A 17,767-nucleotide genomic window follows, 5' to 3' on the forward strand; every position below is an offset into this window, starting at 1 on the left:
TTACCAATACTATGGCTAAACAACTACAATTCGACGAAGCAGCTCGTCAGGCACTCCTCCGCGGAGTGGAAAAGCTCGCACGTGCCGTCAAAGCAACACTCGGGCCCTCCGGCCGTAACGTCATCCTCGACAAGAAATTCGGTTCCCCAACAATCACCAAGGACGGTGTCTCTGTTGCCAAGGAAATCGAACTCGAAGATGCCTACGAGAACATGGGCGCACAGCTCATCCGTGAGGTTTCTTCCAAGACATCAGACATCGCCGGTGACGGAACAACCACCGCTACCGTGCTCGCCGAAGCCATCTACAAAGAAGGTCTCCGCAACGTCACAGCCGGTGCTAACCCTATCTCGCTTCAGCGTGGTATCATGAAGGCTTCTGAAGCCATCGTGGCCGAGCTGCACAAGCTCTCCAAGGAAGTCTCTAACACAGACGAGATCGCCCAGGTTGCCACTGTCTCCGCTAACTGGGACAAGGAAATCGGCGGCATCATCGCTGAAGCCATGGACAAAGTCGGCAAAGACGGCACCATCACCGTTGAAGAAGCCAAAGGCATCGAAACCAACCTCGACGTTGTCGAAGGTATGCAGTTCGACAAAGGTTACCTCAGCCCATACTTCGTCACCGACGCAGAGGCCATGGAAGCATCACTCGACGATGCCCTCATCCTCATCAACGAGAAGAAAATCAGCTCCCTCAAGGACCTGCTGCCACTTCTTGAAAAAGCAGCCAAGACCGGCAAGCCACTTCTCATCATTGCTGAGGACGTGGAAGGCGAAGCTCTTGCTGCCCTCGTGGTCAACAAACTCCGTGGCACCCTCAACGTCGCTGCCGTTAAAGCCCCAGGCTTTGGCGATCGCCGTAAGGCCATGCTCGAAGACCTCGCCATCCTCACCGGTGGTAAAGTCATCACCGAAGACCTCGGTATCAAACTCGAAAACGTCGAGCTCGAAGACCTCGGTTCAGCCAAGCGTGTCACCATCACCAAAGACGCGACTACCATCGTTGAAGGTGAAGGCACCAGCGAAGCCATCACTGGCCGCGTGAACCAGATCCGTCGTCAGATCGAAGACACATCCTCCGACTACGATCGTGAGAAGCTCCAAGAGCGTCTTGCCAAGCTCGCCGGTGGTGTGGCCGTCATCAACGTCGGTGCAGCTACTGAGACCGAGATGAAAGAGAAGAAGGCCCGCGTCGAAGACGCCCTTCACGCTACTCGCGCTGCCGTTGAAGAAGGCATCGTCCCCGGTGGTGGAACAGCTCTGCTCCGTGCTCTCGCAGCATGTGAGAAGAACAACTGCTGTGAAGCTGCTAGCAACGACGACGAGAAGACCGGCATGGGCATCGTAGCCAAGGCCGTGGAAGCTCCACTCCGTCAGCTTGCCACCAACGCAGGCCGCGAAGGCGCTCTCATCGTTGAAAACGTCAAGACTAACAAAGAAGGTCACGGCTACAACGTCGCTACCGACACCTACGAAGATCTCATCACCTCCGGTGTAGTAGATCCTACCAAGGTAACTCGCTCCGCGCTGCAAAACGCAGCCTCCATTTCCGGACTCCTCCTCACCACTGAGTGTCTGATCACAGACATTCCTGAGAAGGAAGAAGCCGCAGGCGGTGGTCACGACCACGGCATGGGCGGAATGGGTGGCATGGGCGGCATGATGTAGTCGCTGCGCTCCAGTGATCGGTTGGCGGTGATCAGTGATCAGTGCCAGCACGATGCAAACAATTCAAAACCCCGGTTGCTTCACAGCGGCCGGGGTTTTTTGTAAGGTTCGCCCCCAGCTTAGGGATACCCAATTTCTAAATACCGGACGCAAGCTGGGTGAATAGAACTCTTTCGAGCCGACTAGGCCTTGGCCGCAAGTGGCAGAGTCAAGATGAACCTCGCTCCGTCTGTGAAATCTTTATCGTAGTGGATAGTTCCGTTCTGACTGGCTACAAGTTCACGCACAATAGCCAGCCCTAGGCCCACTCCCGTATTGTTGTCACTACCTTTGGAGAAAGGCTCGAAAACTTGGTCCACCATTTCCGGAGGAACTCCAGGGCCACTGTCTTCGACGGAAATGGTCACTCGTTCAGCGGACTTTTCTAGCGACAGGAGTATTTCGCTGTCTGGTTCTGAGAATTTCAGCGCATTGCCGCAGAGGTTGGATAAAATCTGTTGGAACCGGTCAGGGTCACAAACGATATCGAATGCCTCGTCTGGCATCTGACATTTCAAATTAACCCCTTTTTCCTGCGCAAGTGGGCTAAACGTATGCACGAACATCTGCACCAGTTCCTTGCAATCGTGGTTGTCCACCTCGACTGTTAGGGCATTCCGTGAAAGGGCATCATGATCGAGCAAATCGCCGACCAGTGACTGCATTTGCTCGGCGGCACTACGGATTGATTCAGCGACTGGGTGGATACGATCTGCCGTCTGAGCCGGGTTTTCAACTAAGGTTGATGAGTATAAAATAATCGAGCTAAGAGGGTTCCGTAAATCATGGGATACAGTGTCCAGAACGCGTTTACGGAATGCCAATGCCTCGTCCAGCTCAGAGACTTTCTGGCGGAGGTTCAGTAGCGTCATCGCATGTTTGGCCAAGAACTTTAATCCTTCAACTTGCTTCTGATCCAGTTCGCGCGGTTCGTAGTCCAGCACACAGATGGTTCCGATGGGTAATCCATCGGGGGTGATCAAGAGAACTCCACCATAGAAACGTAAATAAGGTTCACCCGTGACCAACGGATTATTGCTGAAACGATCATCCTTGGTCGTATCAGACACAATGAGAACTTCGCTTTCTAAAAGTGCATGCCCGCAAAAGGAGGTTTCCAAGGGCGTTTCACTGACTCCCAGTCCTACTTCCGCTTTGAAGAACTGACGCGATTCATCAATGAAGTTGAGCACGGCGATCGGTGTCTTGCAGAGTGAGGATGCCAAGTTAGCGATCTCATCATAATCGGCCTCCTTGGGCGTATCGAGGATACCGTATCTGCGCAGTGCCGCCAACCGCTCGGTTTCCTTGTGGTGAAGAGCTGGCGTGCATGAGAAAGGTTCAGTGTTGTGCATTGATTGAGAAGTGGATTGCCAAAGCAAAAGGCAAAGCCATTGAGCTCTATAGACAGGGACTAGCAGATGAGCGGTGGTGCATCGAAAACTGGGAGTGTTGTTTCAATACGCGCCACATTTCCATGGAGATCGGAAAATGACACGGGTGTTTCTCTTGATTATAGAGATTACCGTCAAGTCATAATAGGTAGCTCATTTTGTGTGTATTGTTTTTGGTTCGTATAACAACGATCCTTCATGCACGGCGAAATAACTGCCACCGAAGGCTGTGGAAGTGGGGTTTTTTGTATGTAAATCTGTCGCAATCTGTCGGGGTTCACAGACCTTTTACAGTGGTCAGTAATCATCACTTCGATTATGCATCCGTCCGTCCAATTTCATTATGAGCAAGCGCGTTTTACTTAGCACCACCAGTTTTCAAGACACTCCAGGCAGTCACCAAGATCTTCTAAACGCCCAGGACTGGGAACTCGTGCGTGAGCGGGGTCCACTGAGCGAAGAACGCATGCTGGAGCTGGCAGGGGAGTTCGATGCCTTTCTCTGCGGCGACGACATCATCTCGCCTGAGGTGATCGATAAGTGCTTGCCGCGTTTGCAGTGCATTTCCAAATACGGCATCGGGCTGGATAAAATCGATGTGGATTACGCGACTGAGAAAGAGCTGCCCGTGTTGTTTACTCCCGGCGTCAACCACACCACCGTGGCCGAGCACGCATTCGGATTCATGCTTTCGCTTTCGAAAAAAATCCACAGCAACGCCTGCGATGTCAAAGACGGCAAGTGGGTGGGGGGCTGGAAAAAGCCGGTTGGTAACGAAGTCATGGGCAAAACCCTCGGCATCATCGGCATGGGCCGGATCGGCAAGGAAGTCGCCATCCGCGCCAGAGCCTTCGGCATGGAGGTCATCGCCTTCAACCGCACCTTCGACGCTGAATTTGCAGCCCAGCACGGCATCCAACAGGGTGCATCGGCACAGGCGGTGCTTGAAGCTGCAGACATTATTTCCCTGCACTGCATGCTCACACCGGACACCAAGGACCTCATCAACGCCGCCCAGATCGAACGCCTCAAGGACGGTGTGCTCATCGTTAACTGTGCACGTGGCGAGGTGATCAACTCCGTCGATGTCGCAGCGGCGCTCGAAAGCGGAAAAATCGGCGGTTTCGCAGCTGATGTGTTAGATGCTGAACCTCCACAAGCCGACCACCCATTGATCTCGGCTCCTAACACCATCATCACGGCCCACATCGCATCGCGCACCCACGAGTCCGTGCAACGCCAGGCCAACCGCTGCCTGAACAACCTGATCAATTTCTTCGAAGGCACCGATGACGTTCTCTGCGCCAACGGAGTCCTCTAACACCTCAACTTTTCCTATTTCAAAATCACCAACCTAACAAAATAATGCTGAATATCAAATCTGCCGAGTCCTGCCAATACGACATCATTTCCATGGGCGAAATCATGCTGCGCCTTGACCCCGGTGACGGTCGCGTCCGCACCACACGCCAGTTCCAAGCTTGGGAAGGCGGCGGCGAGTATAATGTAGCTCGTGGCCTGCGCCGCTGCTTTGGCAAACGCGCCGCTGTGCTGACCGCTTTTGTGGATAACGAAGTCGGCCGGCTCCTTGAGGACCTCGTTCTTCAGGGCGGTGTCGACACCCAGTTCATCAAATGGGCTGACTTCGATGGTCTTGGCGTCGCATCACGGAATGGACTGAACTTCACCGAGCGAGGCTTCGGCCTGCGCGCAGCCAAGGGAACCTCCGACCGTGGCCACACCGCAGCCTCCCAGCTCACCGTGGATGACTTTGATTTTGAACACATTTTTGGAACGCTCGGCGTGCGCTGGTTCCACACAGGTGGCATCTTCGCGGCACTTTCCGAGGGCAATGCCCAGCTGACCATCGAGGCCTGCAAGATCGCCAAGAAATACGGCACCATCGTTTCCTACGATCTGAACTACCGTCCATCACTCTGGAAATCCATCGGCGGCCAGGCCAAGGCCCAGGAAGTTAACCGTGAGATCGCCAAATACGTCGATGTGATGATTGGCAACGAGGAAGACTTCACCGCCTGTCTCGGTTTCGAGGTCGAGGGCGTGGACGAATCTAACATCACCGGTCTGGAACTCGATTCCTTCAAGAAAATGATCACCAAGGCCGTGGAGGAGTATCCTAACTTCAAGGCCACCGCCACGACCTTGCGCGAGGTGCACACCGCATCCGATAATGACTGGGGCGCGCTCTGCTGGCACGACGGCGAGTTCTATCCTTCGGTGAACCGCGAGCACTGCGAGATCTTCGACCGCGTAGGCGGTGGGGACTCCTTCGCATCCGGCCTGATCTACGGTTTCATGGAGTTCAACGATCCAGCCCAAGCCGTGGAATACGGCGCCGCTCATGGCGCGCTAGCCATGACCACTCCCGGCGATACCACTATGGTCACCAAAGAGGAAGTAGCTAAACTCGTAGGCGGTGGATCTGCCCGCGTGGACCGCTAGTTTCTCCTTCTTTCTGCAAATTGCTGCAGTGACTAAATCAAGCCTCGGTTTTCTGGTGGAAGCTGAGGTTTTCTTGCATATTTCCAATCGAATTCTAACGAGTTTCCACTAGACCCAAGCGGATATTCTATTAAGATTTGCCAGCCCTCAGTTTATTTACCCCATTTGCTATCAGTGAAGCGCATCTTTTACCCTCTATTATTTCTCCTTCTTGCCTGTGCGTTGTTTTTTTCCGTTCGTCCTGCCAGCGAGACTAAAATAGACGGTGAGTCAGCTAACACTCATACTGACACGCGACCCACAACCACTTCATCCACGCAAACGGTTGAGCCAGACAAACGCTCAGCCACACGTGTGCTAGGAGGTGCCAGCCAGCAAGGAACATTGCTCACCCCGGAAGTGGAAAAACAAGATGTGGTCATTGTCAAAAACGACCCGTTTGTTAAAAAGGTATACAGCGAGAAGTGGATCGATGCTGCCGAGGGCAAGGCAGGGCGCAGACGCGTCCGCGTTGTCGAAGCCGATTTCAAATACCCGAATGTCCGCCTCGAGGAGGAAGTCTGGACCGATCCGAAAACCGGCATGCAAACCGTCAGACGCATCCGTGCCTCTGTGGCGGATCACGTCATGGTCGGCTTGAAACCCGGCGCCGATGAAAAGGCAGCCAGTGAGCTGCTCGAACAAAACGGTTACCGCATCCGCGCCGTCGAACCCGGTTCTTACATCCTTGCCGAACTTGCCGAATTCAAAGCCGATGATGCCCAGAAGCGATCCATCGCCGAGATCGAAGGCCTCAACGAGTTCATCGACTTCGCCGAGCCGGACTACCTCGTCTATCCAAGTATTTTCCCCAACGACCCGGCCTTCGCCAACCGCAAAATGTGGGGGCTCGACAACCCGGGCACCGTTGCCGGAACCACAGCTGATGCAGACATCGATGCTCCCGAAGCATGGGACATCCGTCACGATGCCTCCGGTGTCATCGTCGCAGTCACCGATACCGGCATCCAGTACAACCACGAGGACCTTGCCCCCAACATGTGGACAAACAGCTCCGGGCACTACGGCTACGATGCTTACGATGACGATACCGATCCCATGGATATCGGAGGTCACGGCACCCACTGCGCCGGAACCATCGGAGCCCGCGGAAACAACGGCATCGGTCTCACCGGTGTGGCGTGGAACGTTCAGCTCATGGGCTTGCGCTTTCTCGGGCCAAACGGCGGCAGCACCTCGGACGGCATCAGGGTTGTCAACTACGCCAAAAACAACGGAGCCCACATCATCAGCGCAAGCTGGGGCGGGGGAGGATACAGCCAGGGTCTCTACAACGCGATCAAAGCAGCCGGAGATGCCGGCATCCCATTCGTCGCGGCAGCCGGAAACGACAGCCTGAACAATGACGCCACCCCGCACTATCCGTCGAGCTACGACCTCCCGACCATCGTGTCGGTTGCCTCCACCACCAGCAAAGACAAGCTCTCTTACTTCTCCTGTTACGGTCGCTACTCAGTGGACATCGCCGCGCCGGGCAGCGACATCTGGTCGTGTTACATCGGATCGAATTCTTCCTATAAACATCTCAACGGCACATCGATGGCCACCCCTCACGTCAGTGGCGCGCTCGCACTGGCCAGGGCCCAGTACCCCTCGGAAGATGCCGAGGACCTCATCGCGCGGCTCTATTCATCGGTCGACCACATTCCGGCTCTGGCCGGTAAAGTCGCCACCGGCGGACGCCTGAACCTGCAGAAGCTGCTGGGTGCCTCCACAGCGGGAGTGAACAACGACGACTTTGAAAACGCGCTGCGTTTCGAAGGCAGCTACGGTTACTGGAGCGGGTCTAACAAGAAGGCGACCCGCGAAGACGACGAGGACACGTTTTCAATTCCCAACACAGGAGACAAGAGTGTCTGGTTCGCATGGAAGGCACCCTACAGAGGTCTGGTCGAGTTCACCGTCGAAGCCAGTGACAAGCAGTTCCGGGTGATCGCTTTCAAAGGCAGTGAAAAGGGCGGCCTGACCATCGCCGCGGACGGTGGCAGCCAGAGCCTCCGAACCGACAAGACAATTTTCTTCTACTGCGAACAGGACCAGGAATACCGTTTCCTGATCGACACCAGCCAGCCCGACGGAGTGAATCTCCTGGCCACGCTCGGACTGAAACCGGTCAACGACCCCATCACCGGCGCCCTCGGACTCTCGGGTGACCGGTTCACGGCCAAAGGAGACAACCGCAACGCGACGCCGGAATCCTTCGAACTGTCCAATCCGCACGCGGGAGTGGGCAAAGGCAAATCGCTCTGGTGGAAATGGACACCCGACTTCGATGGCGAGTTTGTCATCACCACGCAAGGCAGTGAGTTTGACACGGTGTTAGCCGTTTACAGCGGGACTCCGGGATCCCTAACCGAAGCGGCATCCAACGATGATCGAAGCGCGCTCGACTGGACCAGCCAAGTGACCTTCGAGGTAACAAGTGGCACCACCTACTATATCGCTGTGGATGGCTTCAGAGGTGATGCCTCTGGGGCGATCTTACTGAATGGGTTCAAGAAGGATGCGCTCGTCATCATCAAGCAACCTCAGGACACCGATGCCACTATTGGAAGCCGATCAGTGCTGGATGTAGGAGTGTTAGGTGGAAGCACTGTGCGCTACCAGTGGGCATTTAACGGAGAGTCAATTCCTGGTGCCACTCAGGCATCACTAGTCATTAATCCTGTTGAAATGGAGGACTTCGGTCAATATTACTGCACCATTTCTAACGATGTCTCGGAGTTGATGAGTAACACCGTGACTCTCAGGGAAAAACGTACTGCGCCTGAAATTTACTGGCAGAGTGGTGACCTTGCATTGGCAGGCGGTGCCGACGCCAATTTCACTATCCAAGTAAGAGGTTCAGAACCATTAAGCTTTCAATGGTATAAAGAGAATGTCGCCATTCCAGGAGCAACGAATAAAACACTGACACTGAACAGCGTTGCAGCAGCGGATACAGGGAATTACCGGATCGAAGTCTCCAATGATTTAGGAACAGCAAGCGCCGACATGTATCTTGGTGTTGTTACTTCCCCATGGGAGGGTTGGGAATGGCGTAGGCCTGGAGTCGTGCGAGCGGGAATCTCCGATATCAAAGTATACGGAACAGATGTGTATGCGGTATCTGGCTCCAAAATTTTATATTCTACTGATGGCTCGCTATGGGAGGAAATCAACTTGCCGAGTGGGTTCACAGGCCGAACCATGGAGATCGCCAATGGACGATTCATCTGTCTGGGAAATGACAACAATGGCACATACTCTGTCGCAATATCTGATGACAACACCCTCACTTGGTCGGTTCATAGCTTGATCGGTCTGACCAGTCCGTATTCCGGAAATCATTTACTACTCACGATCGATGGTAGGTTCGTGGCTCAGCTAGATGGGACAGGGAACAATGATGTCTACTATTCTAATGATGGTATCTCTTGGGTTCCCAGCCAAGGAACTAACCTGAATGAGGTCACCACCAACCTTAAAATCAAAGGACGAGCATCAGCCAGTAGCAGCTTAATCGTCGCTGCTAGTATATACACTGGAGGTGCCGGTGGGATGCGTCATTATAAATCAACGGATGGTGTGAATTGGACTGAATATGACAGTGTTCCTGGCGGTCAATCAATCACAAGGCATCCTAACAGCTCGGCATACGCTAACGGAAAGTTCTATTTATTTGGCACATACAGTATTTACATTTCCTCCGATGGTGAGAACTGGGTCTATCATAATGCCCCCAGTAATGGGTTCGGAAGTGCAGGGGTTTTTGCTGCAACGGCTGAGCACCTTTACTCTTTCCGCCAAGACAATGATTATTACCGATGGTTTTCCGATCCTCAAACACGGATGTATCGGACTGTTCTTCCTGACAATTCTCACTCTTTCCTGTCCGCTGCGAGCTACGGAGACAAACTCATTTACGGAACTGACAAGGGGTATATATCGACCATCGATGATCCATACGATGTGACTTTCCCAGCAGAGCATCTATCAAACTTATCTGGTTTGGATTTCGTAGGGGGATCATTTATCGCGCATCCGGTGCAAAGCTTTTATGGGAAGCGGAAACCCATCGTCGTATCCAGTGACGGCAGGTCATGGGCCAACGTGTCGTTACCTGAGAGTCAAAGTGGACAGGCTTCAACTGCAGTCGGTTACGCAGGCGGTAAACACTGGGGGCATTACGGCACGGCGAGTAAAACAATACTAACAGGTGCGACCTATGGGTTCTACAGTGAAGAATACAAAAATAGCTATCAAGGGGTTCCTGCTACGATTAACCACATTGCCGAAGGGGAAGATGGCACTATTCTCGCCGTTGCTCCTACATCAGAAATCTCTAGTTCATACACCTTCTATGTTTTGCCCAATGGAAGCAATACATGGCTAAAACAAACCCTTCCATTTAATGTCAATTTCTCGTCTAAGCCGAAATATGTGGACGGACTGTGGTTTGCCGAGGATTCATCAACCCATAAGATCTACAGATCATCCGATGCGATCACGTGGAGCTATGTTGGTTTCTATTTAAATGGTGCGCAATTGGTCAAGAAAGGGAACACCATATACGCTTTGGGTCGCTTAACAGGCTATCCTTATTCTACACAACTACGGAAATCCACCGATGGCGTGTACTGGTCTACGGTCGCTACAAGTGGATTACCTACTTCGACCGGCAATTACAAAAACCTGTTACTGTTTAATGACAGTCTTGTAGCGCACACTGGAGGTAATGAAGTCTATTACTCCAATGATGCCATTGCATGGGTCAAGTCTACTCTCCCTGAGGGGATTGTAGGTCTCGCAGGAGGTCATGGACAGCTTGTTGTGGCTTTGGAAGGCGGTGGGATTTTACAAACCGGGAATACACATGCCGGAGGAAGTGCGCCATTGGTGAAAATCACTTCACCCGCCCCGATGAGCACGCATATCCTAGGGTCGAACGTCACAGTCACTGGGGAAATAACGGATCCGGAAGAAGGAGCCGTAGCATATACCTTGTTCCTGGATGGCGAAGAGGTGGGGAACAGTACGGGCAGCTCATTCGAATATACATTCAGAACGACTCACAATGCCAGACACGTCTTCTCCGTCATTGCAACAGATAGTCACGGGTTGAGTAAAAGTGACTCTGTTGTAGTGAATACTACAAGTGCCGAACGTGCTAATCTGCTGAACTTGGGTGAAGGTAAAAACTATGTTCCTAGTAATCACAGGGCTCAGTTAGGTGGTGTGTTTTACGTAGCTGGTCCACGCGATCTCTATCGATCCTCTGACGGGTATCGATGGGAAAGCATACCGCTTCCATCACTTCCAGATTCCATTTACGCTATGGCTTCAGGCAACGGTGTGCTCGTGATTCAGTTCAGTAATGGCAGTGTGATTTCATCCAAGGATGGAGTGAACTGGGTTCACTATTCGCCAAATCTGACAGACTATTGGGTTCGAACACCACTTCGTTTTGAGAGCGATCGATTCATCGCGGCTTACCAAACGCAGGGGACTACATCGGGTAGCGTAATGACATCTACCGATGGCTTTAACTGGAAAACAGGGGAGGTCAGTGTGGAGGGATATCTCCAGTGGCAAGCAATCGGGCCTGACGGCACCATTATCGGCGGTATTGGTTATGGTTCTGGTATGAACGCATCTACGGACAATGGGCTCAGTTGGAAAAAAATCAGCGTCAACCAAACTGCTCAGTCTTACAATACTCGCGGTATCTATGCAGGTGGCCAATTTGTGGTTTTCAATAACCAAACTAAAAAGCTCTTCCGTTCACAAGATGCCGTGACTTGGAGCACGGATGACCTGCCGGAGACTACACAGCAGATCGGCAGAATCATACACTCTGGAGGGCGATATTTTATTGGCTCAAGCGCGAGCTACCTTTTCTCGTCAAGTGATGCTGTTACGTGGCAGTCGATCAATAGCGATCACCCGGTGGACAAAATCATTTATCACAAAGGCCAGTATTTAGGTGTCACATCCAATGGCTTGGTTATGAGTGAAAATGGCGAAACATGGGAGTCCTTCGCTGAAGTTGCGGATTTCACGTCTATTGCGAGCCTGATTTCCAATGGCGAAATAGTCATGGCGATTCACTCTAACGGAGCAGTTTCAATCTCAAGCGATCTGCTCACATGGGAACAATCGATTCAAGGCCGAGGCACAGAACCCTTGCCTTCCAATAAACTCCCTCATCAAGTTGAGTCATTCAACGGTAAGCTCATTCTCGGTGGTGATTCAGGGCTTCTTCTATTCAGTGAAGATGATGGAGTAAGCTGGAGTTCATGCGAGGTGGCAGGTAATACCAACATTGCAAGTTACAGCGTGAGAACGTTGACCTCTGACGGCACAGCAGCTATCGCTCTAGGTATTAGTTCAAATAATGGGGTCATGTATCGCACAACAGATGGAGTGAACTGGAGTGAGATTACTTCGATGTCTCAGAAACAGATAAGCGATGTGGCTACTAATGGCAGCGAATGGCTCGCGGTATGCAACAATGGAGATGTATTCCGCTCTGTCGACAGTGGACAAACGTGGAGTGAAGTCGCCGCGCCGATTCTAGAACGGGCAAAGTCGGTCAACTGGTTAGACTCCAAATGGGTTATTGTTGGAGCTATCGAGGCCGGATTTAATAAACGCTACCACGGCCTGACCTTGGAAGCTGGGGATGTTCTTACAGATCGAGGAGCTCTTAATTTTTACAACAGTAATAGTGACATTCAGAAAGTGTTGGCTCATGGAAAACTGCTTGTCTGGCAACGTGGAGAAAAAATTCAATATACTTCAGACGGAATCACTTGGCAGGAATCAGCCATTAATCTAGGGGCAGGAAATCATGATTACGATGTCTATCCTGTCTCGGACGGTTTCATCGGTTTTAAGGGATCGAATACCGCCTATTATCCGGTGCAAATGGTTAAATCCCAACCTGATTTGTTAGAATGGGGTGCTATTACGAACCGCTTTCATAACATGCAAAAAGCCGATGACGTGGGTGGCGGCCGTGTTTTCATCTTAGGCTATGGTAGAGTGATTGAAGAAACCTTCTACGATGTAACTCTCAGCTTCGAAACTGAGCCGGGTTACAGTCTTGGCATCGGTGAAGAGGTGCCACTTCAAGTAAGAGTGGCTAATCTAGGCCAGGCAATGAATGATTCCACCGGCTGGGTTGTGGACGCTTGGTTCTCTACCGATTCATTCTATGGAGATGGAAATGACGCTTACATTGGACATTTTTCGCTACCAGCTATGACCCTCGCCGAGGACGGGTCGATGCTATTCGACATCAGCTATGAAATTCCATCTGAAGTGATAGCCGGAGGAAACCACATCACTCTCAAGCTAAGAAACACTCATTTGCTGCAAGAAACCAATGAGGCTAACAATATTGTCATCTCTGAGCATGTCATCGTCACTATTCCTGAGTGGGAACTCAATCTGAACACAACAGGGAGTGGGCAAATCAATCAGGATATCACTGCCCGCCGATACCCTCACGGAGCGCGCGTATCACTGACAGCGAGTGCTGGCAAAGGCGCCGCGTTTGCCGGTTGGGGAGGCGATGCTCTTGGCGCTGAGAGCCAGATCACCATTTTGATGAACGGAGATAAATCCGTGCAGGCGACATTCTCATCGCGTGCTAGCTTGCAGGTGCATGTGCGTGGAGCTGGCTCAGTAAGCGGTTTGGCTGATCTGGGAAGCTACGGCTTAAACGAAACAGCATCTCTGACGGCTGTCCCTGCGGATGGTTGGATATTCGCGGGCTGGAGTGGAGCAGTTACGGGTTCAAGCGCCACAGCCAACGTTGTCATGGACTCACCGAAAGCTGTGACAGCAGTGTTTACGCTGCCAGTGGCAAATTGGAAATCCGAGCACTTCACAGAAGCCGAACTGCTAGACGAACTCATCTCTGGCGACGATGCCGATCCGGATCAGGATGGACTGAAAAACTGGCAGGAGTATTTGCATATGTCAGACCCTCGTGATTCTACCTCGAAGGGTGTGCTTAGTATGAAAGTGGAAGGCGATTACTTGTTCGCCATTTTCACCCGAAACTCAGGCGCTCAAGGAGGTCTTTCTCTCGGCTGCCAAGGCTCACGTGATCTGGCCGACTGGGATGCTCCCGATATCGAAGAGCGTGTTCTCAGCACTCGTGATGGAGTCGAAACGGTGGAAGCAAGGATTCCCGTCGGAACTGTTGGATCAGGATTCATACGGTTAAAATACGATCGACCTTAACACCGTCGGACTAGCGTCTCCGGTGACCAGGATGAAAACATCACTCTTGGCAGAATTTACTTCAATAGAAGTTGCGTATAGTCAGGGAGGAGGGAGGATGAGTGCGTGCACCGCGTTGTTGAACCTGAAATACTAGATGAACTGTCTCCGGAAGATCCGGCAGCGATACGTAGCCGCCAGGATTTACGATTAATCAATGCTTTGATGAGAGGGCATGCCTGGATTCTCAACGAAGTCTCAGCGATGCACAATGTCAGCAAAGTGGTTGAACTGGGAGCAGGTGACGGACGACTCTGCAATAAGGTGAAAACTCTATTGCCGACCTGTGAGGTGACAGCCGTTGATTTGATCCCCAAACCTGAAACCGTTAGGTCTGACATTGTTTGGCAGCAAGCGAGCATTTTTGAGTATGACGGTTTTGACCGAGATACAGTGGTTGTTGCGAATCTATTTATCCATCACCTGGATGACAAAGAGCTTAAATTGTTAGGTGCGCGATTAGCTCAAGTCAGAGCCGTGGTTCTTGCAGAGCCACACAGAAAGAAAACAGCCGAGTTGATGGGGCGGTTACTGTTTCCGCTGGTGAATCAAGTCACTCGTCACGATATGATCACGAGTATCCGAGCTGGTTTTGTAAAAGAGGAAATCTCTAAATTAATAGGGCGAAATTTCCACTGGAAAGAAAGCTTGGGAATGTTTGGCGGCATCAGAATGATCGGAGTTCGGGGGTGAAGAAAATTCAGATCATAGGAGGAGGTCTCGCCGGATTGGCTCTCGGAGTTTGCCTCCGGAATCTGGGCGTTGATGTGATTTTATTGGAAGCTGGGAAATATCCAAAACACAAGGTTTGTGGTGAGTTCATCTGTGGTGTCAGTCCGAAGATGCTCTCGGACCTGGGAATACGCGAGGTGGTCGAGCAATCATTGGTGCACGAAACGATGCAGTGGTGGATGGGGGATTCTAAAGTGTTAGAAGACGCACTGCCCACTCCTGCTTGGGGTTTGTCTCGCTATAAGTTAGACTATGATTTGTCGCAGTTGTTCCACGGCATGGGAGGTGAACTCGTCACCGGCAGCCGAGCTGATCTCAAGGACGAAGAGGCCGTGGTATGGGCGACAGGCAAACCTAAAAAACGGGGAGGGTGGATCGGTTTGAAAATCCACGCACTCAATGCTGAAGTTGACGGTCTTGAGATGCACGTTGGAGATCGAGGGTATATCGGGTTATGTGGGATTGAAGGGGAACGAGTCAATTGCTGCGGTCTCTTCCGCGTCGACAAATCGATCAAGGCGACTGGCGGTCAGCTGATAGCAGAATATCTTCGGGCCAACGGGTTGAACCAGCTTGCGGATCGGTTCAGCGAGTGGACAAAGGACGAAGATTCATTTTCAGCCACTGCAGGGTTTTCCTTTGGTAAACAAGTGCACGCAGGCGGGTTTTGTGTAGGGGATGCCTCGTATTTGATTCCGCCGTTCACAGGGAATGGCATGAGCATGGCTTTGGAATCAGCGTGGATGGCAGGAAAATGGTTAGAACAATATGCCAAAAATGAGATCGATTGGACCAGTGCAATTGCTGGTTACGATAATGAATGTGTTGCCTTTTTCTTAAAGCGGATGAAGTTATCCGCCACCGTGCAGCCTTTGATGTTTCATCGGCTCGGAAGAACCCTACTGAAGACTGCCGCTAAAACTGGAGTCCTACCATTCGAATTTCTGTTTCATCAATTAAGAACTCCATGAATTTACTATCCGTTGCGTCAGCTTTTCCAAAATCATCATTTAATCAATCTGAGTGTCTCGACGCGATGCAGTCTGCCGATTTCTGGCCAACCTTGAACGGGAGATCAAGAATGTTGTTAGGCAAGGTTTTAAGTGGCGATAGTGGAATCGATAAAAGACATTTTGCCTTGGATGAACTTAAGGATGCTTGGGTCCGTGATGCTCAGTCCTTGAATCAGGCGTATGAGAAAGAGGCTCCGGCTTTGGCCGTGAAGGCTGTTCTAAACGCCTTGGCCAAGAGCGGCACAAACGTCGAAGAAGTGGATGCTCTATTTGTCTGTTCATGCACTGGCTACCTTTGTCCCGGCGTGAGCAGTCATACTGCTGAGTTGTTAGGTTTGAGGGAGGATGTCTTTCTACAAGATATGACAGGCCTCGGGTGTGGAGCAGCTATTCCTCTCATGCGAGCAGCGAACGCGGTGATAGCTGAAAACCCCAAGGCGGTTGTAGTAACTGTGGCGGTCGAGATTTGTTCAGCGGCATTTTATGTGGAAGATGATTTTGGCGTTCTCATTAGCACCTGTTTATTCGGCGATGGTGCTGCAGCCGCTGTATGGTCGGGATCTGGTGGTGAATGGCACGTCGGAGATTTTGAATCCATTCACATGCCTACGCATAGGGAGAAAATCCGGTTCACGAATGCGAAAGGAAAACTTCGTAACCAGCTTCATAAGAGTGTGCCGCTACTCGCGGCCGATGCAGTCAGTCAGCTCTACGCCAAAAGGCGAGCCGATCCCCAAGCATGGGTGACGCACGGAGGAGGTCGTGATGTGATCGAGCAACTGGAGCGGGTGTTGCCATGTGACGAACTCACTTATGCTCGCGGTGTGATGCTCGATCACGGAAACCTCAGTAGCCCTTCGGTGCTCGTGGGACTGGAGAGGTTTCTTGACGATTACCAGGGGGGCGAGAACCGAGTCTGGCTTTGTGCCTTCGGTGCGGGATTCTCGGCCCACAGCTGTGAGTTGGTGCGGAACTGAGCTCTACGAGTTGGAGTCATTGCTGAGTTTGATTCGTAATTTTTTCTAAGAAAAATACAGCTTCCCCGTTTGGGAAGTATGGCTCTACACGCAAATTTATCTCCAGAAGCACTAACACGGCTTCAGGCACAGCTCCGCAGATCGACGTTGAGTAGCATCTTAATCTCGGTGCTCTCCGTAGTCTTGATCGTCTTGTTGCTGATGTTCTTTTTGCTTCCTAGTATCGACGTGTTCACACCTGAAATTGTGACTTACCGAGCACCACAATCAGAGAAGGAGAAGCACCAGAAAAAGGAACTCACTAACAAGATACAGCCGAAACCGTCTTCGCCTTCCTCATCAATGGCAAAAGTAATCGCCACTCATACGGTATCTAACATTGCCATCCCTGTGCCTGAGGAAAACGCCGAAGTGTCAGTGGATATGGGTGACGGAGATGGCTTTGGTGATGGTTGGGGGAACGGCGAGGACTTGGGGATCGGTGGTGGAGGAACCACTTTCTTTGGACAAAAAGTTAAGGCCGAACGCGTGGTGTATGTGATCGATTACTCACTATCCATGCAAGGAAAACGCATATCGCTGCTGAAGAAGGAACTTACGGATTCGGTGAACAAGTTACCAGCAGGCACACAATACCAACTTATCTTCTTTGCCGGTCCAGCATGGCTGGCCGGAGACCAAGTGACCATGGCGAAAGATCGAAAATCTGCCGAGGTCGTTAGTGCTGACAGAGCTTATAAATGGGAATCCGTCTCGGGTGGTGCCCATTCATGGGAAACGAAAGGGAGTAAGCAACGTGCACCGTGGCTAACAGCCGGTGCCAAGCAATTAGACAGCACGGTGATTGCGGTGCAGGAGACACCTCTAGTTTGGGGAACAGACTGGCACAGGCCGCTTGAAATGGCCTTGGAAATGAAGCCTAGACCTCAAGTCGTCTGTTTTATGACCGATGGTGCGGTGGGAGGAGAAGCTGAAAAGCTAGCAAAACGGATTGCTCACAAGGCAAAATCCCGCGATGTGAAAATCAATACCGTGGCGTTGATGCAGCCTGGTGCAGAAGGTGCTATGAAGGAAATGGCCGAAATCACTGGCGGCGAATACGCGCTCGTGGACCAGAACGGTAAGGTGAAGAAATAATCTGGCTG

At 51.8% G+C, this 17,767-nt stretch carries 9 protein-coding genes; 8 read left to right on the forward strand and 1 reads right to left on the reverse strand.

The features are described from left to right. Positions 1–11 precede the first annotated feature (11 nt). Positions 12–1,670, forward strand: coding sequence for a chaperonin GroEL (gene groL / locus ACSPJT_RS01140; protein ID WP_435894539.1), 1,659 nt, complete (start codon positions 12–14; stop codon positions 1,668–1,670). Between the two features lie 182 nt (positions 1,671–1,852). Here the strand turns inward: groL and ACSPJT_RS01145 are convergent, their stop codons facing one another. Beyond that, a complete protein-coding gene (locus ACSPJT_RS01145; protein WP_435894540.1) occupies positions 1,853–3,064 on the reverse strand; it encodes a GAF domain-containing sensor histidine kinase in 1,212 nt (403 codons plus the stop codon). 382 nt (positions 3,065–3,446) lie between these two features. Here ACSPJT_RS01145 and ACSPJT_RS01150 point away from each other — a divergent pair, with 382 nt between their 5' ends. The 7 genes from ACSPJT_RS01150 to ACSPJT_RS01180 all read left to right on the forward strand — a co-directional run bounded on the left by ACSPJT_RS01150 (position 3,447) and on the right by ACSPJT_RS01180 (position 17,759). Next, the gene (locus ACSPJT_RS01150) at positions 3,447–4,424 is read left to right on the forward strand and encodes a phosphoglycerate dehydrogenase (protein WP_435894541.1); all 978 of its coding nucleotides are present in this window, start codon (positions 3,447–3,449) and stop codon (positions 4,422–4,424) included. A 44-nt stretch (positions 4,425–4,468) separates the two neighbouring features. Continuing rightward, positions 4,469–5,566, forward strand: coding sequence for a PfkB family carbohydrate kinase (locus ACSPJT_RS01155; RefSeq protein WP_435894542.1), 1,098 nt, complete (start codon positions 4,469–4,471; stop codon positions 5,564–5,566). A 174-nt stretch (positions 5,567–5,740) separates the two neighbouring features. Continuing rightward, on the forward strand, positions 5,741–13,861 hold the full coding sequence (locus ACSPJT_RS01160; RefSeq protein ID WP_435894543.1) for a S8 family serine peptidase: 8,121 nt from the start codon (positions 5,741–5,743) through the stop codon (positions 13,859–13,861). Positions 13,862–14,065: 204 nt separating this feature from the next. Further along, on the forward strand, positions 14,066–14,593 hold the full coding sequence (locus ACSPJT_RS01165; protein ID WP_435894544.1) for a class I SAM-dependent methyltransferase: 528 nt from the start codon (positions 14,066–14,068) through the stop codon (positions 14,591–14,593). After that, the gene (locus tag ACSPJT_RS01170; protein WP_435894545.1) at positions 14,590–15,603 is read left to right on the forward strand and encodes an NAD(P)/FAD-dependent oxidoreductase; all 1,014 of its coding nucleotides are present in this window, start codon (positions 14,590–14,592) and stop codon (positions 15,601–15,603) included. Before ACSPJT_RS01165 ends, ACSPJT_RS01170 begins: the two co-directional genes overlap by 4 nt. Next, entirely contained in the window at positions 15,600–16,622 is a 1,023-nt protein-coding gene (locus ACSPJT_RS01175; RefSeq protein ID WP_435894546.1) for a type III polyketide synthase, read from the forward strand. The genes ACSPJT_RS01170 and ACSPJT_RS01175 overlap by 4 nt, the downstream gene beginning before the upstream one ends. 78 nt (positions 16,623–16,700) lie before the next feature. Further along, complete coding sequence (locus ACSPJT_RS01180) at positions 16,701–17,759, forward strand: vWA domain-containing protein (protein ID WP_435894547.1); 1,059 nt, start codon at positions 16,701–16,703, stop codon at positions 17,757–17,759. Positions 17,760–17,767: the final 8 nt, after the last annotated feature.

The organism is Oceaniferula spumae (assembly GCF_042849255.1).
In the GTDB taxonomy this organism is placed as follows: domain Bacteria; phylum Verrucomicrobiota; class Verrucomicrobiia; order Verrucomicrobiales; family Akkermansiaceae; genus Oceaniferula; species Oceaniferula spumae.